Annotated in this window: 19 protein-coding genes; 6 read left to right on the plus strand and 13 right to left on the minus strand. The window is 63.4% G+C overall.

The genetic code is table 11. From position 1 onward, the window contains the following. The first annotated feature begins 83 nt into the window (after positions 1-83). The 3 genes from AT395_RS14985 (at position 84) to serB (ending at position 2,716) form a co-directional block, all read left to right on the plus strand. A complete protein-coding gene (locus AT395_RS14985) occupies positions 84-641 on the plus strand; it encodes a cysteine hydrolase family protein (RefSeq protein ID WP_048629607.1) in 558 nt (185 codons plus the stop codon). 50 nt (positions 642-691) lie between these two features. Continuing rightward, positions 692-1,708, plus strand: coding sequence for a GlxA family transcriptional regulator (locus AT395_RS14990; RefSeq protein ID WP_042116383.1), 1,017 nt, complete (start codon positions 692-694; stop codon positions 1,706-1,708). Between the two features lie 123 nt (positions 1,709-1,831). Further along, entirely contained in the window at positions 1,832-2,716 is an 885-nt protein-coding gene (gene serB, locus AT395_RS14995; RefSeq protein ID WP_048629654.1) for a phosphoserine phosphatase SerB, read from the plus strand. A gap of 99 nt (positions 2,717-2,815) precedes the next feature. Here the strand turns inward: serB and AT395_RS15000 are convergent, their stop codons facing one another. The 10 genes from AT395_RS15000 to AT395_RS15045 all read right to left on the minus strand — a co-directional run bounded on the left by AT395_RS15000 (position 2,816) and on the right by AT395_RS15045 (position 15,314). Continuing rightward, positions 2,816-4,033 carry a cystathionine beta-lyase gene (locus tag AT395_RS15000; protein ID WP_048629655.1) on the minus strand — a complete coding sequence of 406 codons (1,218 nt, stop codon included), beginning with the start codon at positions 4,031-4,033 and terminating at the stop codon, positions 2,816-2,818. Positions 4,034-4,086: 53 nt separating this feature from the next. Further along, the gene (gene bktB / locus AT395_RS15005; protein ID WP_042116385.1) at positions 4,087-5,268 is read right to left on the minus strand and encodes a beta-ketothiolase BktB; all 1,182 of its coding nucleotides are present in this window, start codon (positions 5,266-5,268) and stop codon (positions 4,087-4,089) included. Between the two features lie 251 nt (positions 5,269-5,519). Further along, positions 5,520-6,455: a sugar kinase gene (locus AT395_RS15010; RefSeq protein ID WP_048629656.1), complete on the minus strand. Its 936-nt coding sequence runs from the start codon at positions 6,453-6,455 to the stop codon at positions 5,520-5,522. After that, positions 6,455-7,822, minus strand: coding sequence for a 30S ribosomal protein S12 methylthiotransferase RimO (gene rimO, locus AT395_RS15015; protein WP_042116388.1), 1,368 nt, complete (start codon positions 7,820-7,822; stop codon positions 6,455-6,457). Before rimO ends, AT395_RS15010 begins: the two co-directional genes overlap by 1 nt. A gap of 250 nt (positions 7,823-8,072) precedes the next feature. After that, the gene (gene phaR, locus AT395_RS15020) at positions 8,073-8,660 is read right to left on the minus strand and encodes a polyhydroxyalkanoate synthesis repressor PhaR (RefSeq protein WP_010808847.1); all 588 of its coding nucleotides are present in this window, start codon (positions 8,658-8,660) and stop codon (positions 8,073-8,075) included. A gap of 165 nt (positions 8,661-8,825) precedes the next feature. Further along, positions 8,826-9,566 carry a 3-ketoacyl-ACP reductase gene (locus tag AT395_RS15025; RefSeq protein WP_042116389.1) on the minus strand — a complete coding sequence of 247 codons (741 nt, stop codon included), beginning with the start codon at positions 9,564-9,566 and terminating at the stop codon, positions 8,826-8,828. A gap of 188 nt (positions 9,567-9,754) precedes the next feature. Then, positions 9,755-10,936: an acetyl-CoA C-acetyltransferase gene (locus tag AT395_RS15030; RefSeq protein ID WP_048629657.1), complete on the minus strand. Its 1,182-nt coding sequence runs from the start codon at positions 10,934-10,936 to the stop codon at positions 9,755-9,757. Positions 10,937-10,996: 60 nt separating this feature from the next. Then, a complete protein-coding gene (phaC, locus tag AT395_RS15035) occupies positions 10,997-12,853 on the minus strand; it encodes a class I poly(R)-hydroxyalkanoic acid synthase (RefSeq protein WP_231606161.1) in 1,857 nt (618 codons plus the stop codon). Between the two features lie 495 nt (positions 12,854-13,348). Continuing rightward, positions 13,349-14,170, minus strand: coding sequence for a peptidoglycan editing factor PgeF (gene pgeF / locus AT395_RS15040; RefSeq protein WP_042116392.1), 822 nt, complete (start codon positions 14,168-14,170; stop codon positions 13,349-13,351). Continuing rightward, positions 14,151-15,314: an RluA family pseudouridine synthase gene (locus tag AT395_RS15045; protein ID WP_174554643.1), complete on the minus strand. Its 1,164-nt coding sequence runs from the start codon at positions 15,312-15,314 to the stop codon at positions 14,151-14,153. Before AT395_RS15045 ends, pgeF begins: the two co-directional genes overlap by 20 nt. A gap of 21 nt (positions 15,315-15,335) precedes the next feature. On the opposite strand from AT395_RS15045, the gene AT395_RS15050 reads away from it, so the two are divergent. After that, on the plus strand, positions 15,336-16,163 hold the full coding sequence (locus AT395_RS15050) for an outer membrane protein assembly factor BamD (RefSeq protein WP_042116394.1): 828 nt from the start codon (positions 15,336-15,338) through the stop codon (positions 16,161-16,163). 115 nt (positions 16,164-16,278) lie between these two features. Next, on the plus strand, positions 16,279-16,995 hold the full coding sequence (locus tag AT395_RS15055) for a glutamine amidotransferase (RefSeq protein ID WP_042116395.1): 717 nt from the start codon (positions 16,279-16,281) through the stop codon (positions 16,993-16,995). A gap of 58 nt (positions 16,996-17,053) precedes the next feature. On the opposite strand, the gene AT395_RS15060 is transcribed toward AT395_RS15055, so the two are convergent. From AT395_RS15060 to AT395_RS15070, 3 genes are all read right to left on the minus strand, one after another. Continuing rightward, a complete protein-coding gene (locus AT395_RS15060) occupies positions 17,054-19,237 on the minus strand; it encodes an ATP-dependent DNA helicase (RefSeq protein ID WP_042118719.1) in 2,184 nt (727 codons plus the stop codon). A gap of 157 nt (positions 19,238-19,394) precedes the next feature. Further along, positions 19,395-19,598 (minus strand): YdcH family protein, encoded by a 204-nt coding sequence (locus AT395_RS15065; RefSeq protein ID WP_039374035.1) that lies wholly within the window; start codon positions 19,596-19,598, stop codon positions 19,395-19,397. Between the two features lie 117 nt (positions 19,599-19,715). Further along, a complete protein-coding gene (locus tag AT395_RS15070) occupies positions 19,716-20,612 on the minus strand; it encodes a hypothetical protein (RefSeq protein WP_052765662.1) in 897 nt (298 codons plus the stop codon). Positions 20,613-20,717: 105 nt separating this feature from the next. On the opposite strand from AT395_RS15070, the gene AT395_RS15075 reads away from it, so the two are divergent. Next, positions 20,718-23,069: a Tex family protein gene (locus tag AT395_RS15075; protein WP_042116396.1), complete on the plus strand. Its 2,352-nt coding sequence runs from the start codon at positions 20,718-20,720 to the stop codon at positions 23,067-23,069. Positions 23,070-23,100 lie beyond the last annotated feature (31 nt).

Raw genomic sequence — 23,100 nt, forward strand, 5'->3', positions numbered from 1 at the left:
ATTCCGGTCCGCGGGCGGTCTGTCGGGGCGACAGGCCACCTCGTAAGATGGCGTCATCGTCACCCCACCTCACGGAGTCGCACATGTCCCAGCACGCACCCTCACGCACCGCTCTGCTTGTCATCGACGCGCAGGAATCCTTCCGTCAGCGCCCGTACTGGCGCGAAGACGATCTCGCCGCCTACTTCGACCGCCAGCAAGCACTCGTCGACGGCGCGCTTGCGCGTGGCGTGCCTGTCGTGCAGGTGTTCCACATCGGCACCGGCGCATTTTCGCGGGACTCCGGCTTCGTGCGCACGCTCGAAGAATTGCGCATTACCCCGGCGTTCACGGTGGACAAGGTGAAGCACAGCGCACTGGCCGGCTCCACGCTCGGCGCATGGCTCGTCGAGCACGGTATTACGCGCCTGATCGTCTCCGGTATCCGCACCGAGCAATGCTGCGAGACGACAACCCGCGCGGCGTCGGATGCCGGTTACGAAGTGGATTTCGTCACGGAAGCCACGCTGACCTTCCCGATGCAACACCCGCGCACCGGGCGCGAGCTGTCGGTGGCGGAACTCAAGGAGCGCACGGAAACCGTACTCGTGGACCGTTTCGCCCGTGTCGTGACCGTTGAGGAAGCACTTGCGGCGGTGTAATGTCGCTAACGCCCCTACGCTGTCCGAATTTGTCCTCAACGCCTGCTGCGATGCCACGACTGCAACCCGTCTACCTGCTGGTCATGCCCAATACGCTGCTGCTCGACGTAGCCGCACCGGCCGAAGCCTTGCGTATCGCCAATCATCAGCAAGACGACGTGCGCTTCGTGTTGCGCTACGTCGGTACGCAGCAGGCCGTGGACACGTCGATCGGCTTGCGCCTCTCGCCTCTCGATGTGCTGCCCGACGATGTCCCCGACGACGCGTGGCTGGTTGTCACGGGAACTGTCGAGAAGCCGTTACCGGTGCAGGTGACGGCCGGCGGCAAGACGCCGGGTTTGAAGGAATCGCCTGCCGAAAACGCCGAAGCACGTGCCGTTGCGTGGCTCCGGCAAGTGGTCCGCCCCACGCATCAACTCGCGTGTATCTGCACGGGCGCGTTGCTGGCCGCTCGCGCGGGCCTGCTCGACACGCGCGCCTGCACCACGCACCACGGCAGTTGCGACGAATTGCGCGCACTCGCGCCGAGCGCGCGTGTGGCCGACAACCGGCTCTACGTGCACGACGGCAATGTGTGGACGAGCGCCGGCGTCACGACCGGGCTGGACCTGATGCTCACCCTCATTGCCGATGCGGCCGGGCCGCTGTGCGCGGCAGCGGTGGCGAGGCAGATGGTCGTCTATGCGCGGCGTGCCGGCGCCGACCCACAGTTATCCCCCTGGCTCGAAGGCCGCAATCACCTGCACCCGGCACTGCATCGGGTGCAGGACGCCATCGCCGCCGATCCCGCCCACGACTGGACACTCGCCACCATGGCGGAAATCGCCTGCGCCAGCGAGCGGCACGTCACGCGCCTCTTCCGCGAACACGCAGGCGTTGCACCCATCGATTATCTGCATCGGCTGCGTATTGCCCTGGCGCGCGAGATGCTTGGCAACAGCCGCCTCGATCTGGAGCGCATCGCCGAGCGCACCGGCTTCGGCTCAAGCCGTCATTTGCGCCGTGTCTGGCACAAATTCGAAGCGCTTCCGCCAAGCCGCGCACGTCGCGTCACTCACGACGGCTAAGACCGTGCCTCGCGCGGTGGGCTAACGCCCGCCATCTCGCACCTTTGCCGGGAAACCGGCTCGCCTGCGCCGCAACCCGGTAGAATGTCGGTCGCACGTAAACGCACGACTCTCGACTTCAAGATGGCCAACGACCTCGTCATTCTGGGCAGCGCTTCTTCCCTCGCCCCTGCTGCCGCCACGGCATTCCCGCCTCACCTGCAAGCGGCCACCGGCGCACTCGTGCCCGGTGCCGCCGTGACGTTCACACCGGGGGCTGCGCGCATTGCCAATGTCACCGACAGCCCGGCTTTGCGGGCCGCGATGGCTGCGTTTGCCCAGCAGCACGAAGTCGATGCCGTGCTCGTCGACAGTCAGCGCCGGCTCACGGATTTCAAACTCGTGGCCATGGACATGGACTCGACGCTCATCACCATCGAGTGCATCGACGAAATCGCGGATTATTGCGGATTGAAAGCAGAGGTTTCGGCAATCACCGAGGCCGCCATGCGCGGAGAGATCAAGGACTTCAACGAAAGCCTCACGCGCCGCGTGGCGCTGCTCAAGAGCCTCGATGCCGGCGCGCTGGAGAAGGTCTTCGACGAACGCCTGCAACTCTCGCCCGGCGCGCAAGACATGCTGCGTGGCGTGCAGTCGCTCGGCATTCGCACATTGCTGGTCTCCGGCGGCTTCACGTTCTTCACGGAGCGTCTGAAGGCCCGTCTGAATCTGGATGTCACGCGCGCGAACACGCTGGAGATCGTCGACGGCAAGCTGACCGGCCGCGTACTGGGCGAGATCGTCAACGCCGAAGTGAAGGCGCGCACCGTGGCGGAAGTGGCTGCGCAGTTTGGCGCGCGTCCCGATCAGGCCATCGTCATGGGCGATGGCTCGAACGATTTGCAGATGATGGCGATTGCCGGATTGTCCGTGGCCTTCCGTGCCAAACCCGTGGTGCGCGAGAAGGCGTCTGTCGCGTTCAACTACGCGGGGCTGGACGGGCTGCTCTCACTCTTCCGCAAGGACTGAACGCGGTTGCCGGGCGGGCGCGGCGGGTGTGGTCTGCGGCTCGCGTCCCGCCGCCCCGCCTCTCCATCCCCGTCCCGCATCCGCATCCGGATCCCACCGTCAGGCGCCGAGATGCGCCTTCAGGCTGGCTTCGATATCCGCCTGCAAATCGCGCACGTCCTCAAGCCCCACGTAGAAGCGCACGAGCGCGCCCTTGTGCGGCCAGGGTGTTGCCGTACGCATTGACGGCACACGATACGGCACAACCAGACTGTGCGCGCCGCCCCAACTGAAGCCAATCTTGAACAAGCGGAGTCCTTCGATGAACGCGTCGATCTGCGCCTGCGAGTAGCGCTCGTCGAACACCACCGAGAACAGCCCGCCCGCGCCCGTGAAGTCACGGCGGAAATGTTGATGGCCCGGGCAATCCTCGAACGCCGGATGCAATACCGCCGCAATTTCGTGACGCGTGCCCAGCCACGTAGCCAGCGTCATTGCCGCACGATCGTGGGCTTCGAAGCGCAACTGCATATTCGGCAGGCTGCGCAACACGAGGCTGCAATCGTCGACCGATACGCCTACGCCCATGCGCATGCGAGCCTGCTTCAGGCGATGATGCACATCGTCGTCGACGCTCACGACGGCGCCCATCAGCACGTCGCTGCCACCCGACTGGTATTTGGTCAGCGCCTGCACCGAGATGTCCACACCGTGATCGAACGGGCGGAACGCGAGGCCGGCCGAGTAGGTGTTGTCGATGGCGGTGAGCACACCATGCGCTCGCGCCACACGCGCAATCGCCGGCACGTCCGGCACTTCCATCGTCACCGAGCCCGGCGCTTCGAGCCAGATCACCTTCGTATTGGGTTGAATCAGCGCACCAATGCCGTCGCCGATCATCGGATCGTAATACCGCACCGTGATACCGAACGACTCGGCGAGCCAGTCGCCGTGGTCACGGTTCGGGCCGTAGGCATTGTCGGGAATGAGCACATCGTCGCCACTCTTGACGAGGCCGAAGTACACATTGGAAATGGCCGCGAGGCCCGAGGGGAATAGCAGGCAATGCTTGCCGCCTTCGAGCGCCGCCAGACGCCGCATCAACTCCATCGACGTCGGTGTCGCATGCAGACCGTAGCGCCACTGACTGTCGTTCTTCCAGTCGAGCGAACGCATGGCGGCCAGATCGGGGAAGATCACCGTTGACGCGCGCGCCACTGGCACCGGCATGGCGGCAAAACCTGCGGGCAAGCGTGTATCGGTGTGCAGAATATTGGTTTGCCAGTGCCAGCCGTTGGCTTCCGGCGAATCGAGGGGCTTACGGTTGTCTTGCGTCATCACGGCTCCGGAAATACTCGGGCCGGCAACACCGCCGACCCCCGGGGAGTAACTTACACGCGCTCGAACACGGCTGCAATGCCCTGCCCGCCGCCGATACACATGGTGACGAGCGCATAGCGGCCGCCAATGCGCTGCAACTCATGCAGCGCCTTGACCGTAATCAGCGCACCGGTTGCGCCAATCGGATGCCCCAGCGAAATGCCCGAACCGTTCGGATTGACCTTGGCCGGATCAAAACCGAGATCACGCGTGACGGCACATGCCTGAGCCGCAAAAGCCTCGTTGGCTTCGACCACATCAATGTCCCCGACCTTGAGGCCAGCACGCTCGAGCGCCTTGCGCGACGCCGGCACGGGACCAATCCCCATGTAATTCGGATCGACGCCGGCATGGGCATAGCTCACCAGTCGCGCCAGCGGCTTCGCGCCGCGCCGCTCGGCCTCTGCGCGCTCCATCAGAATGAGCGCCGCCGCGGCGTCGTTAAGACCGGAGGCGTTACCGGCGGTCACCGTGCCGTCTTTCTCGAACACCGGGCGCAGCTTCGCCATATCTTCCATGCTCAGGCCAGCGCGCACGTGCTCGTCGGTGACGAACGAAATGTCGCCCTTCTTCGACTTGATCGTGACGGGCACAATCTGGTCGGTGAAATAGCCCGACGCCATGGCGTGTGCGGCGCGTCGATGCGACTCGACCGCCAGAAGATCCTGATCTTCGCGCGTGATGCCCCACTTCTTCGCGATGTTCTCCGCCGTCACGCCCATGTGGATGTTGGCAAACGGGTCATGCAGTGCGCCGAGCATCATGTCGACAAGACGCGACTCGCCCATGCGTGTCCCCCAACGGGCGCCGGGCATAACATACGGTGCGCGGCTCATGCTCTCGGCGCCGCCCGCCATTGCGACATCCGTGTCACCCAGCAGGATCGACTGCGCGGCGGACACAACCGCCTGCAACCCCGAGCCACACAGGCGGTTCACGGTCATCGCGGGCGCGTGCTGGCTCACGCCAGCCTCAATGGACGCCACGCGTGCCAGATACATGTCCTTCGGTTCGGTGTGGATGACGTTGCCGAATACAACGTGTCCGATGTCTTCGCCGCCGACATTCGCGCGGGTCATGGCCTCGCGGGCGACTATGGCGCCAAGCTGCGTTGGCGCGAAATCCTTCAGGCTGCCCCCAAAATCGCCAATGGCGGTGCGCACACCGCTAACAATCACGACCTCTCGTTGCATGTCTCTTCTCCAGGTGGATATCAGTTTGCAACGAGTATAACGCTGTGGGGGTTACCGCGATGGCAGGCTCAGTGGAGGGAAACTTCGATGGGATAGCTTGCGCGGTGCGGGGGGGACTGTCGTGCCCCGTCGCTCCTGAAAACTGAGGGACTCAGGAGAGTCCGAGGGAGCTGAAGGGGCTGAAGGAGTTGTAGAGGACGCGGGGCGACGACGCGCCCCGTGAACTCATGCGATGCCGAGAATCGGAGGGTTCAGCCCGCCAGTTGCCGGAGCACCTGCTCCGCGCGTGGCACGGGCGCCACCGCACCGTAGCCGGTCGTCGACAATGCGGCGCACACGTTGGCGTAGTGTGCCGCCGTGAACGGATCGTCACCCAGCGCCAGACGCGCCACAAACGCCCCGCCGAAGCAGTCGCCCGCCCCGGTGGCGTCAACCGCCTGCACGGGGAACGGTGCGACGATGCGACGCGTTTCCGGCGTAGCGACATAGCACCCCTCGCGGCCCAGTTTGAGCGCCACGACCTTCACACCGTAGGAGAGCAACTCGTCGAGGATGGCGTCGCGATCTTCCAGCCCGGTAACGGCCGTGACATCGTCCCAGCTCGGCAGGCACACATCGGTTAGGCTGAACGCTTCGCGCATGGTGGCGCGGGCGCGAGCCAACGGCCAGAGCTTGAGTCGCAGATTGGTGTCGAACGACACTTTGCCGCCGGCGGCGCGGATCTTCGACATGGCGTCGAAAGCAGCGTCGCAGGCATTTACGCTGATCGCCAGGCTGATACCCGACAAATGCAGAAACGACGCGCCGGCCAGCGCTTCTTGCGGCAGATCCTGCGCACGGTAGCGGCTTGCAGCAGACCCCGCGCGCAGGTAATCGAAATGGTGCCCGCTCTCGTCGTGCGACACGAAATATACGCCGGTCGGCGCCTGCGCATCGACACGAACGTAACGCGTATCGACGTCCTCTTCACGCCACAGATCGAGCAACATCCGGCCGAAGAGGTCATCGCCGACGGCACTCACGAAACCCGTGCTCACCCCCTGACGACGCGCCGCGATGGCGAAGTTGGACGTGTCGCCGCCGAAGCCCTGCAAGTACTGACGGGCATCGCCGGGCGATTGGTTGAACTCGACCATGGCTTCGCCCATGGCGAGCACTTGCGCAACGGGCAAATTCGCTTGCGACATCAGACCACCTCACCCCACAGGTCGTGACCATCGGCACCGGTCACCGTCACGTTCACGAACTCGCCGACCTTCAGGCGCTTGGCGGCCTTCGGCGTGGGTTCGATGTACACGAGACCGTCGATTTCCGGCGCATCTGCGGCCGAACGGGCCACGCCACCGTCCTGATTGATCTCGTCGACAATCACCTGAATCGTGGTGCCGACCTTGCGCTGCTGGCGCTCGGCCGAAATCTCTTCGGCCACTTCCATGAAACGCGCGCGACGCGCTTCACGAACCTCGTCGGGCAACGCCCCCGGCAGTTCGTTGGCCTTCGCCCCCTCGACAGGCGAATAGGCGAAGCAACCCACGCGGTCGAGTTCGGCTTCGCGCAGGAAGTCCAGCAGGTACTCGAATTCGGCTTCCGTCTCGCCCGGGAAGCCCGCAATGAACGTGCTTCGAATCGTCAGATCCGGGCACAGCTTGCGCCACGTCTGAATGCGCTCAAGATTCTTCTCCCCCGAGGCCGGACGCTTCATGCGCTTGAGTACATCGGGATGCGCGTGTTGCAGCGGCACGTCGAGATACGGAAGGATATGACCTTCAGCCATCAGCGGAATGATTTCGTCGACGTGCGGATACGGATACACGTAGTGCAGACGCACCCACGCGCCATATTGCTTGGCCAGTTCGCCCAGCGCCGTGACCAGTTCGGTCATGCGGGTCTTGAGCGGGCGGCCGGCCCAGAAACCGGTGCGGTACTTCACGTCGACACCATACGCACTGGTGTCCTGCGAGATCACCAGCAACTCCTTCACGCCCGCCTTGAAGAGGTTCTCAGCCTCCAGCATCACTTCGGCAACGGGACGCGAATCGAGGTCGCCGCGCATCGACGGGATGATGCAGAACGTGCAGCGATGATTGCAGCCTTCGGAGATTTTCAGATACGCATAGTGGCGCGGCGTGAGCTTGATGCCGGCCGGCGGCACGAGATCGGAAAACGGATCGTGCGGCTTGGGCAGGTGCAGGTGCACCGCGCTCATTACCTCGCCCACGGCGTGGGGACCGGTGACAGCCAGCACCTTCGGGTGCACGGCGCTCACGATGTCCTGGCCGGCGGCGTCCTTCTTGGCGCCCAGACAACCGGTAACGATCACCTTGCCGTTTTCGGCCAGTGCTTCGCCAATGGCATCGAGGCTTTCCTGCACGGCGTCGTCGATGAAACCGCAGGTATTGACCACGACGAGGTCGGCACCGTCATAGGTACCGGAGATGGCGTAGCCTTCGGCGCGTAGCTGGGTCAGGATCTGCTCGGAGTCGACCAGAGCCTTGGGGCAGCCGAGCGAAACGAAACCGACTTTGGGGGTGCCGGCGGGCGATGGGCGGGACATGGGGCGAAATCCTGATCTAGTAAATACGGGTAACGATCGAGCGGCAAACACGGGAACAACCTCAGCCGTCCCGTGTGCGTCACCGGCTTGCCACTGCAATACCGGGAGACGAAAGACCGCTTGCCGCCGAAACCGCCGCAAGACCTGGCCTGCGGCGAAGAACCGCGTATTTTACCTTGTTCGCCAGCGGTGCGTTCCAACTATCGTTGCGATGTGCGCCCCGTGCCACATCGCAACGTCGGTAACGCGCTCAGGGCTTCTTGTTCGGGTCCTTGCCCGGCGCCCCGGGCGCCCCCGGCGTTCCGGGGAACGGGAACGTGCTGAACATGTTCTTCGCCTGGCTCTGCATCTGTTCCTGCATCTGCACGAACAGATTCTTCGACTGCTCGATGTAGTTGGTCATCATGCCCTGCATCATCGGCGCCTGCATGTTCATGAATTGCGCCCAGACGTCCGGGTTGAAGGCAGCGCCTTCATAGATGCCCTTCGACTGATCGGCCAGCTTGTTCTGAATTTCGATGAAAGTCTGGATATTCTTCTCGAGATACGTGCCCATCATTCCCTGCAGCGCATGGCCGTAGAAACGGATGATCTGGGACAGCATGGCGCTCGAGAACATCGGCACGCCGCCGGTCTCTTCTTCCAGAATGATCTGCAGCAGAATGCTGCGGGTCAGGTCCTCGCCCGTCTTGGCGTCGACAACCTTGAACTCCTCGGTTTCGAGCACCAATTGCTTCACATCGGCAAGGGTGATGTACGTACTGGTTTGGGTATCGTACAGACGCCGGTTCGGATACTTTTTGATCAGGCGTTCGTCAGTCTTCTTGCTCGCGGTCATGCGGTGGGTTTCCTGCTTTTATGAAGGACTTCCCCGACCGACGGTCGGGGTTAGTCACATATTATCGATTCTAGGACGTTTGCTGCTATGCGGCAAAGCCCTAACCCGCAACGGGGGCGCGGCGGCACATACCCAAGCCCGCACCGGCGCCTGCCCCGTTACCGCTCAGCCCATATGCAGGCCACCGTTCAGCGAGAAGTCCGCGCCCGTGGAGAAGCCCGAATCTTCCGATGCCAGCCATGCCACGATGGAGCCGATCTCGCCCGGCTCGCCGAGACGCTTGACGGGAATCGTCGCCACGATCTTGTCGAGCACGTCCTGACGGATCGAGCGCACCATGTCCGTGCCGATATAACCCGGCGACACAGTGTTGACCGTCACGCCCTTGGTCGCCACTTCCTGCGCCAGCGCCATGGTGAACCCGTGGATACCGGCCTTGGCCGTCGAGTAGTTCGTCTGACCGAACTGGCCTTTCTGCCCGTTGACCGACGAAATGTTGATGATGCGGCCCCAGCCGCGCTCGCACATTCCCTCGATCACCTGCTTGGTGACGTTGAACAGGCTGGTCAGGTTGGTGTCGATCACGGCGTCCCAATCCTCGCGAGTCATCTTGCGGAAGACGATATCGCGCGTAATGCCCGCGTTGTTCACCAACACGTCGACTTCGCCGACTTCGGCCTTCACTTTGTCAAACGCCGCCTTGGTGGAATCCCAATCGCCGACATTCCCTTCGGAGGCGATGAAATCGAAACCCAACGCCTTTTGATCTTCCAGCCACTTCACGCGGCGCGGCGAATTCGGGCCGCACCCTGCCACGACCCGGAAACCATCCTTGTACAGCCGCTGGCAAATGGACGTACCAATACCGCCCATCCCGCCTGTCACATATGCAATGCGTTGAGTCATGGAAAGCTTCCCCCTAAATAACGGCAAATCTGCCGCCTGTTGCGACTGCCAATTGACCGACGCGCAGGCCGCGCGTTCCCGCGCGCCCCTTTCGTCTCCTGACTACCCCGGCATGAACCCGTGCGCATTGCACGCACGGGCGACGCCGATTCGATTCTTTTCGACTGCGATTCGGTGACGGCGGCGCGTCAGACGCGCTCGACCGCCAGCGCCACGCCCATACCACCGCCAATACACAACGACGCCAGACCGCGACGGGCATCGCGACGCGCCATTTCATGCAGCAGCGTCACGAGAATACGGCAACCCGACGCGCCGATCGGGTGACCGATCGCAATCGCGCCACCGTTCACGTTGATCTTCGAGGTGTCCCAGCCCATCTGCTTGTTCACGGCCAGCGCCTGTGCGGCGAACGCTTCGTTGATTTCCATCAGGTCCAGATCGCTCGCCTTCCAGCCGGCACGGGCCAGACAACGTTGCGAGGCCGGCACCGGGCCAATACCCATCACCGACGGATCGACGCCCGCGTTCGCATACGCCACGATACGTGCGAGCGGCGTAAGACCCAGTTGCTCGGCACGCTTGGCGGACATGACCACCACGGCGGCCGCGCCATCATTGATGCCCGAAGCGTTGGCCGCCGTGACCGTGCCATCCTTCGCAAAGGCGGGCTTCAGACCGGCGAGCGACTCGGCCGTCACGCCGTGGCGCACGAATTCGTCGGTCTTGAAAACGACCGGGTCGCCCTTGCGCTGCGGAATCGTGACCGGCACGATTTCGGCATCGAAACGCCCGGCCTTCTGTGCGGCTTCCGCCTTGTTCTGCGATGCCGCTGCAAAGGCGTCCTGCATTTCGCGGGTAATGCCATATTCCTTGGCGACGTTCTCGGCGGTGATACCCATGTGGTACTGGTTGTACACGTCCCACAGGCCGTCCACGATCATCGTGTCGATCAGCTTGGCATCGCCCATGCGGAAACCGTCGCGCGACCCCGGCAGTACGTGCGGCGCTGCGCTCATGTTTTCCTGCCCGCCGGCCACGACGATGTCGGCATCGCCCGCAGTGATCGCGTTAGCGGCAAGCATCACGGCCTTCAGACCCGAGCCGCACACCTTGTTGATGGTCATGGCCGGCACCATGGCGGGCAACCCGGCCTTGATCGATGCCTGACGCGCCACGTTCTGCCCCGAACCGGCCGTCAGCACCTGGCCCATGATGACTTCGCTGATGTCCTCGCCCTTGAGCTTCGCGCGCTTGAGAACTTCGTCGATCACGATAGCGCCCAGATCCGGCGCTGCCACCTTGGCAATCGAGCCCCCAAATTTACCGACTGCGGTGCGCGCAGCCGACACAATCACGATATCCGTCATGTCTCTTTCCTCGTTTTCAAATGAGTCGAACCGGGGGGATGCCCCTGCGTTACCTCTCGCTCAGGCCTTGGCCTTCACATAGCGGCCGGGCGCCGGTTCGATAGGTGCATAAGCAACATTACCATACGCTTTTGGCGGTTTGACGCGTTTTCCTGCGTAGCCCGCCAGCCACTCGCTCCAGTCGCTCCACCAACTGCCGGGGTGTTCTGTCGCACCGGCGAGCCAGTCGCTCGCATCGACACCGATATCGTCGTTGCGCCAGTAGCTGCGTTTCTTCTTCACCGGCGGGTTGACCACGCCGGCAATGTGTCCGGACGCGCCGAGCACGAAGCGGCGCTCACCGCCCAACAACGGCAGCGAACGGAATGCGGACGTCCACGGCACGATGTGATCTTCGCGCGAACCGAACACGTAGGCCGGGGCATCGATTGCCCCCAGGTCCACAGGCACGCCGCACGTCTGCACCACACCGGGCTGCTTCAATTCGTTCTGCAAATAAAGGTGGCGCAGATACCAGCAGAACATCGGCCCCGGCAGGTTCGTGCCGTCGCCATTCCAGTACAGCAGGTCGAACGGCTGGGGCGCATTGCCCTTCAGATAGCTGTCGACCACGTAATTCCAGACCAGATCGTTCGGACGCAGGAACGAGAACGTATTCGCCAACTCCACGCCGCGCATCAGGCCCGGCGGCTGGCCGAGTCCCCCCCCGATCGTCTGCTCGCGGAACTGCACATGCGGCTCGTCGACAAAGACGTCGAGCACGCCGGTATCGGAAAAATCGAGCAACGTCGTGAGCAAGGTCACACTCGAGACCGGTGACTTGCGCCCCTTTTGCCCCTTCGCAGCCAACACGGCGAGCGCGGCAGCGAGCAACGTTCCGCCGACACAGAATCCGAGCGCGTTGATCTGCGGCTGCCCGCTGATCTCACGAACCACATCGATCGCTGTGATCGGTCCTTCGCCCACGTAGTCGTCCCACGTTTTGTGCGCGAGCGACACATCAGGGTTGCGCCAAGACACGACGAACACCGTGTGCCCCTGCTCCACCGCATAACGGATCAGCGAGTTCTCGGGTTGCAGATCGAGGATGTAGTACTTGTTGATGCAGGGCGGCACGATGAGCAGCGGGCGCTGGTGCACCGTCGGCGTGAGCGGCTTGTACTGAATGAGCTGGATCAGGTCGTTCTCGAAGACCACAGCGCCTTCGGTCGTGGCCACGTTGCGGCCAACTTCGAATGCCGCCTCATCGGTCTGCGACACCTTGCCCTTGCCCATGTCGACGAGCAGGTGCTGAATACCGGCGAGCAAACTGTCGCCATGCGTTTGCACGAGACGCTGCTGCGCGTCCGGATTGGTCGCAATGAAGTTGGCCGGCGAACTGGCCGCCACCCATTGTTCGACCGCAAAGCGAATTCGCTCGCGCGTCTTGGCATCGGCATCGACCAGATCGGCCATGCGCATCAAGAAGCGCCCATTGAGCAGATAGAGCGCTGCGGGCAACGCATAAAACGGGTTACGCCAACCGTCCCCGGCGAAACGCCGGTCGCCCAGCGCGGGGGCCGCGTCCAGACCCGGTTGATTGAAGCTGGCGACAAGTTCGGAAAATTCGCGTGCGTATTCCGTCTGAAGCGCATTCAGACGCGTCGGGTCGACGTTCAAGGGTGTGGGTTGCGGCAAGCTGCCCGCCTTGCCGAAAAGCTCGAAAAGTCCCGCGAACGGATTCGCGGCACTTCCGACGCCATTGGCAGTGGCAGCGGAGAACGGCGAGCCGGCAGCGCCCGGCAAAGCCCCGAACATTTGTTGGGCGGCCTTGAACCACTGCGACATGTCCTGAGCGGAGAGCGAAGCGGAGGGGAACTGCTGGGCAAACGAGGCGGCAAACGAGGCCGGATCGAAGTTGGCACTGGCGCGATTCATGATAGCCTGAGTGTCACGTCCGTTGCGTTCACGGGCCGGCGCCCGAAACGCGGCGGCGTGCTTCGCCTGATGAGCGATGCGCCCCGCCTGTGAAGCATTCTTGCGTGCGCGCGCAGGTGTGTCAATGCTTGCGGCGAACGTACTGAGCGCATTGTCCCTTCGGCCCACCCTTTTTTGAATGCGCGTTTGCCCCGATGTTTATCGTCATTCTCGGCTGGCTCTACGTCATCGCCATGGTCGCTATCACGGCACCGTCCGTCTGGCTGGGGCTCGTTATCTTTCTTGCGGGCGGGCTGGGTCCTGCGTTGCTATGGCTGTACATCGCAGGAAGCCGCATTAGACGTGTTCGCACGATGCGACCCGATGACGCAGCGGCAAGCCCCGCATTACCATCGGATTGCGGCGCCCCATCCCCCTCGCCAACCTCCGCCCCTCATCGCTCCCCCAGTCGCACAGAATGAGTCGCGCTCACGGCAGCATGAGCCGTGTCGCGTGTCAGGCAGCGAGCCAGACCAGCGCCGCCATGCGTCCGGTCGTTCGGTCGCGCCGGTAAGAATAGAAACGCGCCGGATCGCCGACCGTACACCACTGCCCGCCCGACACGCTCGTCACCCCCTCGCGGGCCAGCCGCAACCGAGCGAGCGCGCACAAATCGGCCAGGGACTTTCCAACGTCGGCATCCCCATGAGGAACGAATGCCGCATTCGTCGCGTCTCGTTCTTCCGGCGTTGCCGCAGCGAGAAACGCCTCTCGCACCTCTGGGCCGACCTCGAACGCCTGCGGACCAATGCACGGGCCGAGCCATGCAATGACCTCGGCACTCACGCCGTCGTGCGGCAAACGTGCCCGCAACGCTTGCACGGTCTGCTCGATCACGCCGGCACAAAGGCCCCGCCAGCCGGCATGCGCAGCGCCCACTGCGCGCCCCTGCGCATCGCACAGCAACACAGGCAGGCAGTCCGCAACCATGACGGTGCTCGCCAACGCTACCACGCTCGTAACGCTGGCATCGGCTTGCAGGGGATCGCCGGCCTCCACCGCGTGGAGCGCGGCTTGTGCGTCGACCACGCGCGGACCATGAACCTGCGCCACCCATGCCGACGGCACGCCCGTGCGCGCTGCGAGCAACGCACGGTTGGTACGCACTGCGACGGGATCGTCGTCTGCCTTGTAACCGAGATTGAACGTGGCTTGCGGCCCCTGACTCACGCCACCGGCACGCGTTGTGAACACGGCGCGAACGTTCTCCGGGGCCGGCCAGTCGGGAACGATCCAGTCTGCGGGTATCGGGTCTTGCTCAGGCAGGGAAGAAGTCATCTAGCGAGTCGGGGAGCGTAGAGAAATCGAATTCGAGTCCAATGGCGGCCATGAGGTCATGCATGTCACCGGGCAGCGGAGCCTGCCAGTGCATGGCGCGGCCGTCTTCGGGATGGATTAGCCCCAGCCGCCACGCGTGGAGCGCCTGGCGTGCGAAATCGCCCGGCAGCGCCGGACGTTTGTGACGAGGCTTATAGAGCGGATCACCCAGCAACGAGTGACCGAGATGCGACAGATGAACGCGAATCTGGTGGGTACGCCCGGTATCTAGCGAGCAAAGCGCCAAAGACACCGGGGAACCGTCCCATTCTGCACTGGCGACGGTCACCACCCGTGTACGTGCTGGCTTGCCCCCCTGCCCGGGCACGACCGCCATGCGAGTGCGCTCGCGCGGATCACGGCCGATGGGGGCATCCACAACGGTGCGCTGCGGCGGGCGCCCCCACACGAGCGCGGCATAGTGCCGCTTGACGGTACGCGCCTGCAACTGGCGCACCAGATCGGTCTGCGCGATCAGCGTCCGCGCCACGACCATCAGGCCCGATGTCTCCTTGTCCAGCCGATGAACGATGCCCGCGCGAGGCAAATCGGCGGCCGCTTGTCCATAGCGATGCAGCAGGCCGTTGAGCAATGTCCCCGACCAATTCCCCGCGGCCGGGTGCACGACCAGACCCGCCGGTTTATTGAAGACGGCGAGCGTAGCGTCTTCATAAATGGCGTCGAGCGGCACCGGCTCGGGCGCGAACGCCAGTTGCTCGGGCAGCGCGGCCGGGGTGATCAGGACAGCCTCCCCCCCTGCCACCTTCTGACGGACTTTGGCCGTTTCGCCATCGAGCGTGACGCGGCCGTCTTCGACCCAGGCTTGCAATCGGCTGCGGGAATATTCGGGAAAGCATTGCGCAAGCGCCTTATCGAGGCGCTCTCCGGCGAGTGCATCGGGAAGCGTGGCACTGAGCGGTGCGTTAACACCCCCAGCCCCGTCCGACAAGGCGGAGCCGCTTAAAGAAGTCCCCGAAAGCGGGGCATGTGAGGTATTCGGGAAAGCCTCCGGAAGCGATTCGAGGTCGTCATCAGACGAATCCTCCGCATTTTCCGTGGCAAATGAGGCGGTTACGCTATAATCCGGCAGAATTGAACGGGTCATCGAGAAGTGAAGCTAACGAGCATGCAAGCCCTGAAACTTGTCAAACATCTGACGCTGGCCGCCTTCGTGGTCGGCAGCGTGGCCGCCTGCGGCATTCTGCCGGAGAAAGTCGACGAAACGGCCAGCTGGTCGACGAACAAATTATACTCGGAAGCCAAGGACAGCTTCGACAGCGGCGACTACACCAAGGCCGCCAAGTATTACGAATTGCTCGAAGGGCGCGACCCGTTCGGCCCGCACGCGCAGCAAGCGCAGATCAATACCGCTTACGCCTATTACAAGGACAATGAGCCGGCACAGGCGCTCACCGCCGTCGACCGCTTCATCCGTCTGCATCCGGACAGCCCGTCGATCGATTATGCCTATTACCTCAAGGGCCTGATCAACTTCAACGACGATCTGGGTCTGTTCGGCCGCTTCTCGGGCCAGGATCTGAGCGAACGCGATCCGAAAGCACTGCGCGCCGCGTATGACAGCTTCAAGTATCTGGTCGAGCATTACCCGAGCAGCAAGTACGCGAACGACGCCGCCCTGCGCATGCGCTACGCCGTCAACGCCATGGCCGCTCACGAAGTCCATGCCGCCGAGTATTACTATCGCCGTGGCGCGTACCTCGCCGCCGTGAACCGTGCGCAAAGCGCGTTGCAAGACTACGATCAGGCACCGGCGCTGGAAGACGCACTCGGCATCATGATCAAGTCCTACGACAAACTCGGCATGACCGAACTGCGCGACGACGCTCGCCGTGTCATGGAAAAGACCTACCCGAAGAGCGGCTACCTGACGGTTGGCCGTCGCATCGATGGCGACGGCAGCGACAAGAAGTCCTGGTGGCAGATCTGGCGTTAATCCGCCGCCGCGCTGTTCGATTGCTTCACCAGAAAGCCCTCGCCTCTGCGAGGGTTTTTTGTTTCCGCCGTCATCGCAAGCGCATGAGGGTGTCTTATCTGGAGATGGTTTCGTGATGGCTTCCTCGACCTCCCGCAAAACGTTGCTTGCCCTGCGTCACGTGCATTTCGAAGATCTCGGCACGCTCGCGCCGTCCTTTGCCGCACGAGGCTTTGTCATCGAATACGTGGACGCACCGCTTGCCGATCTGCGTTCGATCGACGCCCTCGCCCCCGACCTGCTTGTCGTGTTGGGCGGCCCGATCGGGGCCTTCGACGACGCGATGTATCCGTTTGTCGCGGATGAATTGGCATTGGTGAAAGCACGTCTGGATGCGCGCGCGCCGATCCTCGGCATTTGCCTCGGCGCGCAACTCATGGCCCGCGCACTCGGTGCGAAGGTGTACCCGTTAGGCGTAAAGGAAATCGGTTATGCCCCACTGACGCTCACCGATGCCGGGCAAACCTCCCCGTTGGCTGCGCTGGGCAACGCCAGCGTCCTTCATTGGCATGGTGATCAATTCGATATTCCGGCGGGTGCCGGGCATCTGGCGCGCACTGCAACGGGAGAGAATCAGGCGTTCGCATTGGGCACGTATGCCCTGGGCCTGCAATTCCACCTGGAGGCCGATGCGGCACGCATCGAGTCCTGGTTGGTGGGACACGCTTGCGAATTGAGTGCCGCAAAGATCGATCCGGTAGCATTGCGTACCCAGGCGAGCGAACATCACGCTCGCCTGTCCAGCGTCGCCCCGGCAGTCGTTGGCCGCTGGCTCGACGCGATGCCTACCTGATACGGCAAGTGGCGAGGTCAGACATGCCGTCTGGCCGATCGCCCCGAACGTCAGCCCGTCATCCGCCTGCGTCAGCAGCAATCTCGTCAAAGAAGCCACGCACAATGGGCAGTTCCCGGGTGCGCTTGAATGGCGGCAGACTCTGCCAGATTCGTCGCCCGTAGGGCTTGTCGACCAGACGCGGGTCGCAGATCATCAGCACACCACGATCGCCTTCCGAGCGAATCAACCGACCCGCGCCCTGTTTGAGCGTAATGACCGCTTGAGGCAACTGGTGCACGGCAAACGGGCTCAGCCCCTTCTTCGTGAGCGCATCGAGCCGCGCGGCCAATACGGGATCGTCCGGCGGCGCGAACGGCAGTTTGTCGATGATGACGAGCGACAATGCCTCACCACGCACGTCGACCCCTTCCCAGAAACTCTGACTGCCGATGAGCACCGCATTGCCCAGCGCGCGGAAGCGATCGAGCAACTCGGTGCGGCTCGCCTCCCCCTGCACAAGCAGCGGATAGGGCCAGCCACGGCGCTCGAATTCCTCACGCAAACGCTCAGCCGCCCGGTTCACCGCGCGCAGCGTCGTGCACAGCACAAAGGCTCGCCCACCGCTCACTTCCAGCACAGGCAACGCGGCGTCGAGCACAGCGTCGGTGAATCCCGGCGACGACGGCTGCGGCAACCCGCGCGGAACGTACAGCAAACTCTGATTCGGGTAATCGAACGGACTGGCGAGCGTGAGCGACTTGCCTGCATCGAGGCCCAATTGCGCCGCGTAATGCATGAAATTGCCCTTCACCGACAACGTCGCCGACGTGAAGATCCACGCTCTCGGCGCTCCCGCGCGCTGCTTCGAGAAAATCGGCGCGATCGAGAGCGGGGTCTGATGCAACTGCACCGCCTGCGAAAACACTTCGATCCAGCGCACGGTCTCGGGCGGCGTGTAGGCCTTCTCGCCGTCACCCTCGCCCTTCGATGCCTCTTGCGCCGCCTTCGCCTCGGCGGCGAGTCGCGCCTCCGCCTCGCGCGCCTTGGCAGCCTTTTCACGTTTGCCGTCGGTGACACGCGGCGCATCGGGATCGAGCAGCGGCAATGGCTGCTCGCCCGGGGTGGGCGGGGCGGCCCCGGTTTGCCAACGCTCCAGTTGCTGATGCAACTCCAGCGCACGACGCAGGCAAGCGCCGAGCGCCTCAGCCCGTTCGGACTGGTGCTGAAGCGTCTCGATCATGTCCAGTAGCGCGGCGTCCACGCCGTCGAGCGCGCCAAATAACTCATGGTCGTCCGCCAATTGCGCCACGGACATCCGCGTGTTGTCCTGCCCGAACGTCAAACGCACATCGCGCGCCGCTCGCTCGAGATTCGCACCGAGCTTGACCCAATCGGCCGCATCCCGCGCGTGTATCAGCCCTTCCGCAACACAATCGCGTGCCAGTTCGAGCATTTGTCCGGTCGATACGGTTTCGCCGAAAAAGAGCGTAGCGGTTTCGGGCAACTGGTGCGCTTCATCGAAGATCACCGTATTTGCGCTCGGCAGCAACTCGGCCATACCGGTGTCGCGCAGCATCACGTCGGCAAAGAACAAGTGGTGGTTGACCACAACCAGATCCGCCTGCTGCGCCTCCTTGCGTGCCTGCATCACAAAGCAATCCTTGTAACGCGGACACTCCTGGCCAAGGCAGTTATCCCGTGTAGACGTCACTTGCGCCCAGATCGGGGCGTTCTCGGGCACAGACGCCAATTCCGCCTTGTCGCCGCTGTGGGTGACTTGGGCAAACGTCACGATCTCGCGCAATTGCGCCGCCTCGTGGCGCGAAGCGAAGCGCCCCTCCTGCTGGGCTCGCTCCAGATAGTAATGACAGAGGTAGTTCGCACGGCCTTTAAGCATGGCCACCGTCACCGGCACGGCGAGCGCCTTTCGCACCGTGGGAATGTCGCGCGCGAAAATCTGATCCTGCAAATGCTTGGTGCCGGTCGAGATGATCGTCTTGCCGCCCCACAGCATTGCGGGCACCAGATAGGCATAGGTCTTGCCGGTCCCCGTGCCCGCTTCGGCGATCAGCGTGTCGTGCGTATCCATGGCTGCGGCCACGGCGCGCGCCATCTCCGTTTGCGGCTCACGCGAGCGATAGCCATCGATGGCGCGCGCGAGCATCCCGCCGTCGCCGAAGATTTCCTGCAACTCGCGCTCGCGTTTTGCGGCAAGCGGCTTGAGTCCGTGGAAAGTGGGCGCGTCGGGGCTTTGGGAGATATCGGGGGAATCGCTGGATGCGGCGGCGGAATCGGTCAAAACGGCGGAAAACTCAAAGGCGTCGCGAATCTCACCAACAGGATTCGCGACGCCGTCAATGGAAAGAAACTACGCGATCGCTCGGTCGAATACCGTGAACGTCGCGCGGGACGCCCGCTCAGGCGGGCTGGTCCGGCATTTGCTGCACTTGCAGCAGGGTAATCGTGTCCTTGATTTTCAGACGGCGCTTCTTGAGCCGGGTTACCTGAAGTTCGTCGTACGTGGGCTCCGTCAGCAATTTGTCGATCAGGAAGTCCAGATCCCGGTGTTCGATCTGCAACTCGATGATGCGGCGTCCAATGGAGTGAAGATCGTGCTGCATCTTGGCAACTCTCCTGCGACTCTCAAATGATTCCGGTTCCTGCGCATGGGGCAATGGCGACAAACGGCAAAATTCCGGGCCACCCAGCGCATTGCGCGCCACCGGCCCGGCGACCGCTCATTGTCCCTGCAACGCCTTTTGTGCCGGCGAGCCGCCCGAATCCGAATCCTTCCGACGCTCGTCGGACTTCTTCTGGCGCTCGATAGCGTCCTGCTGCTTCTGGTTGTACTTGCGCACGTTTTCTTCACGCTCGGCCGCTTTCTGCGCCGCCGTTGCCTTCGCGTCGTCGAGCTTTTGCTGCTGCCCGGCTTGCTTGGCATTGTACTGTTCCGCGTTAGCCGCACGCTGCGGGGCCTGCCCCGTGCGCTCGGTCACACGCTGTTGATATTCGGCCTGCTTGGCCTCGTAATCGGACACATTTTGCGCGCGTTCCGCCGCACGCTGCGGCGCTTCAGCCGCCGTTTGTGCACGCTTCTCGGCCAGACGTTCGTCGCGATCCTGCGCGCGCGCCTTACGCTCCTGATCTTCGAGCACCAGCCGCTGACTGCGAACGGCCCTCAGTTCTTCGCGCTGCTCGTCGCGCGCTTTATCGATGCAGTAGTTCACGAAGAACTTCGACGCGCACTCGTACTTCGCTTCCTCGAAACGATAGTCGATCCAGGCGCGCTGGCGGTCGAGCACGGCACGACGGCCAGCGAAGTCGTCATCGGCAGGGTGCAGGTCGAGTTGATCGTCGTAGGGAACGGGCTTATCGTCCTCGGCAGCCGCAGCAGCGCTAGCCTTGCTGGCCGGCGACGGCGTGCGATCGGCCGTGGCGTCGAACGGGACATGCGGCACGCGAAGCTGGTCGGTCGTGCGGCCTGCGGCTTCGACGGCCGAGAGCCCCTGCGCAAACGATGCACCGGGCAGTACGGCAGCTGCCGCCATGACGCCAAACGCACCCACCGCGCTCAGCGACATGCGCATGGGATGACGCAAAGACAGGCGCGAAAACAATTTTTCGAAGGAAATCATGAGGTTGAGCAGAGTGATGCCAAATTTTAGCATTGCCTGCCCGGACGCGCCCGCGGTTTATGGCAAAATGCCCCGCTCCTGGCACTTGGGTAACTCGCAACACTCATGACGCAAAACGTAGCCCTTCAGATCGTTCAACGCATCGCCGACGAACTCAGCGTGCAGCCGCGTCAGGTCGCCGCCGCCGTGCAACTGCTGGACGAAGGCGCCACCGTGCCCTTCATCGCTCGCTACCGCAAGGAAGTGACCGATAACCTCGATGACACGCAACTGCGCACGCTCGAAGAGCGCCTGCTTTATCTTCGCGAGCTGGAAGAGCGCCGTGCGGCGATCCTGGCAAGCATCGAAGAGCAAGGCAAGCTGACCGACGAACTGCGCACTGCCATCGTGGCGGCCGACACGAAGCAGACACTCGAAGATCTTTATCTCCCCTATAAGCCGAAGCGCCGCACGCGTGCGCAGATCGCTCGCGAAGCCGGTCTCGACCCGCTCGCGCAGTCGCTGCTCGCCGACCCGACGCTCGACCCGCAAACCGAAGCCGCCAAGTTTGTCGACGCCGAGAAGGGCGTGGCCGACATCAAGGCGGCACTCGATGGCGCTCGCGACATCCTGTCGGAACAATTCGGCGAAACCGCCGAGTTGCTCGGCAAGCTGCGCGATTACCTGTGGAATCAGGGCGTCGTGTCGTCGAAGGTCGTCGAAGGCAAGCAAAACGAAGAAGGCGAGAAATTCCGCGATTACTACGACTACGACGAGCCGATCGCCGCCGTGCCGTCGCATCGTGCGCTTGCCCTCTTCCGTGGCCGCAACCTTGGCATTCTGATGGTCAAGCTGGGCCTGGGCGAAGAACTCGACGCCCAGATTCCGCACCCGTGCGAAGGTGTGATCGCCGGTCACTTCGGCATTCGCCAACAGAACCGCGCGGCCGACAAGTGGCTGGCGGACGTGTGCCGCTGGTGCTGGCGCGTGAAGGTCCAACCGCACCTGGAATCGGAACTGCTCACGCAGATGCGCGAGAGCGCCGAGAACGAGGCCATTCGCGTATTCGCACGCAATCTCAAGGCACTGCTGCTCGCGGCACCTGCCGGCCCGAAGGGTGTGATCGGTCTGGACCCGGGCCTGCGTACCGGCGTGAAGGTGGCTGTGGTCGACCCTACCGGCAAGCTGCTGGGCACCGACACCATTTACCCGCACGAGCCGCGCCGCGATTGGGACGGCGCGCTCTCGCGACTCTCGAAGATCGCCGCCGCGACCGGTGCGGAACTCGTGAGTATCGGCAACGGCACGGCTTCGCGCGAAACCGACAAACTCGCACTCGAGTTGATCAAGCGCCACCCCGAGCTCAAGCTTCAGAAGATCGTGGTGTCAGAAGCGGGCGCGTCGGTGTATTCGGCGTCCGAATTCGCTGCGAAGGAATTCCCCGAACTCGACGTGTCGCTGCGTGGCGCCGTCTCTATCGCTCGCCGCCTGCAAGACCCGCTGGCCGAACTCGTCAAGATCGAGCCGAAGGCTATCGGCGTGGGTCAGTATCAGCATGACGTGAATCAACGCGAACTGGCACGCATGCTCGATGCCGTGGTCGAGGATTGCGTGAACGCCGTGGGCGTCGACGTCAACACGGCGTCAGCCCCGCTGCTCGCCCGCGTTTCGGGGTTGAACAGCACGCTCGCGAAGAACATTGTCGACTTCCGCGACAGCAACGGCCCGTTCCCCAACCGCGAAGCCCTCAAGAAGGTGCCGCGCCTCGGCGACAAGACCTTCGAGCAGGCCGCGGGCTTCCTGCGCGTGAACGGCGGTGATAACCCGCTCGATCGCTCGTCGGTCCACCCCGAGGCGTATCCGGTGGTGGAACGCATTCTGGCGAAGATCAAGAAGACGATCGGCGATGTCATGGGCAACGGCTCGGTCGTGCGAAGCCTCTCGCCAACCGAATTCGTCGACGAACGTTTCGGCTTGCCGACCGTCAAGGACATCCTGACCGAACTCGAGAAGCCGGGACGCGATCCGCGACCGGAGTTCAAGACGGCGACGTTCCAGGAAGGCGTCGAGAAGCTGAGCGATCTGAAGCCGGGCATGCAGCTCGAAGGCGTGGTGACGAACGTGGCGGCCTTCGGCGCGTTCATCGACATCGGCGTGCATCAGGACGGCCTGGTGCATGTCTCGGCCATGTCGACCAAGTTCATCAAGGACCCGCACGAAGTCGTGAAAGCCGGCGACATCGTGAAGGTCAAGGTGCTCGAAGTCGATCCGCGCCGGCAGCGCATCTCCCTCACCATGCGATTGAACGACGACTTGCCGGTGGCCGGTGCGTCCGACCGTCCGGGCAGCGGCGCAGGCAGCGGCTCGCGCAGCGGTAACGGCGGCGGCCATCGCGGCGGCGGCGGTAACGGCGGTCGCCAGCGTGAACCGGAAACGGTAAGCGCCATGGCCGCAGCGTTCGCCAAGCTCAAGCGATAAGCGACACATCGCCAGCGCGGCGCGGTAGTTT

The sequence above is a fragment of the Pandoraea apista genome (assembly GCF_001465595.2).
In the GTDB taxonomy this organism is placed as follows: Bacteria; Pseudomonadota; Gammaproteobacteria; order Burkholderiales; family Burkholderiaceae; genus Pandoraea; species Pandoraea apista.

What these genes read in the sequence shown, in the direction of transcription:
- serB (WP_048629654.1), top strand. Translation starts at nt 1,832, where the DNA reads ATGGCCAACGACCTCGTCATTCTGGGCAGCGCTTCTTCCCTCGCCCCT.
- AT395_RS14990 (WP_042116383.1), top strand. Translation starts at nt 692, where the DNA reads ATGCCACGACTGCAACCCGTCTACCTGCTGGTCATGCCCAATACGCTG.
- AT395_RS15010 (WP_048629656.1), bottom strand. Translation starts at nt 6,455, where the DNA reads ATGTCGCAAGCGAATTTGCCCGTTGCGCAAGTGCTCGCCATGGGCGAA.
- AT395_RS14985 (WP_048629607.1), top strand. Translation starts at nt 84, where the DNA reads ATGTCCCAGCACGCACCCTCACGCACCGCTCTGCTTGTCATCGACGCG.
- phaR (WP_010808847.1), bottom strand. Translation starts at nt 8,660, where the DNA reads ATGACCGCGAGCAAGAAGACTGACGAACGCCTGATCAAAAAGTATCCG.
- AT395_RS15000 (WP_048629655.1), bottom strand. Translation starts at nt 4,033, where the DNA reads ATGACGCAAGACAACCGTAAGCCCCTCGATTCGCCGGAAGCCAACGGC.
- bktB (WP_042116385.1), bottom strand. Translation starts at nt 5,268, where the DNA reads ATGCAACGAGAGGTCGTGATTGTTAGCGGTGTGCGCACCGCCATTGGC.
- AT395_RS15030 (WP_048629657.1), bottom strand. Translation starts at nt 10,936, where the DNA reads ATGACGGATATCGTGATTGTGTCGGCTGCGCGCACCGCAGTCGGTAAA.
- pgeF (WP_042116392.1), bottom strand. Translation starts at nt 14,170, where the DNA reads ATGACTTCTTCCCTGCCTGAGCAAGACCCGATACCCGCAGACTGGATC.
- rimO (WP_042116388.1), bottom strand. Translation starts at nt 7,822, where the DNA reads ATGTCCCGCCCATCGCCCGCCGGCACCCCCAAAGTCGGTTTCGTTTCG.
- AT395_RS15050 (WP_042116394.1), top strand. Translation starts at nt 15,336, where the DNA reads ATGCAAGCCCTGAAACTTGTCAAACATCTGACGCTGGCCGCCTTCGTG.
- AT395_RS15065 (WP_039374035.1), bottom strand. Translation starts at nt 19,598, where the DNA reads ATGCAGCACGATCTTCACTCCATTGGACGCCGCATCATCGAGTTGCAG.
- AT395_RS15045 (WP_174554643.1), bottom strand. Translation starts at nt 15,314, where the DNA reads ATGACCCGTTCAATTCTGCCGGATTATAGCGTAACCGCCTCATTTGCC.
- phaC (WP_231606161.1), bottom strand. Translation starts at nt 12,853, where the DNA reads ATGAATCGCGCCAGTGCCAACTTCGATCCGGCCTCGTTTGCCGCCTCG.
- AT395_RS15070 (WP_052765662.1), bottom strand. Translation starts at nt 20,612, where the DNA reads ATGATTTCCTTCGAAAAATTGTTTTCGCGCCTGTCTTTGCGTCATCCC.
- AT395_RS15025 (WP_042116389.1), bottom strand. Translation starts at nt 9,566, where the DNA reads ATGACTCAACGCATTGCATATGTGACAGGCGGGATGGGCGGTATTGGT.
- AT395_RS15055 (WP_042116395.1), top strand. Translation starts at nt 16,279, where the DNA reads ATGGCTTCCTCGACCTCCCGCAAAACGTTGCTTGCCCTGCGTCACGTG.
- AT395_RS15075 (WP_042116396.1), top strand. Translation starts at nt 20,718, where the DNA reads ATGACGCAAAACGTAGCCCTTCAGATCGTTCAACGCATCGCCGACGAA.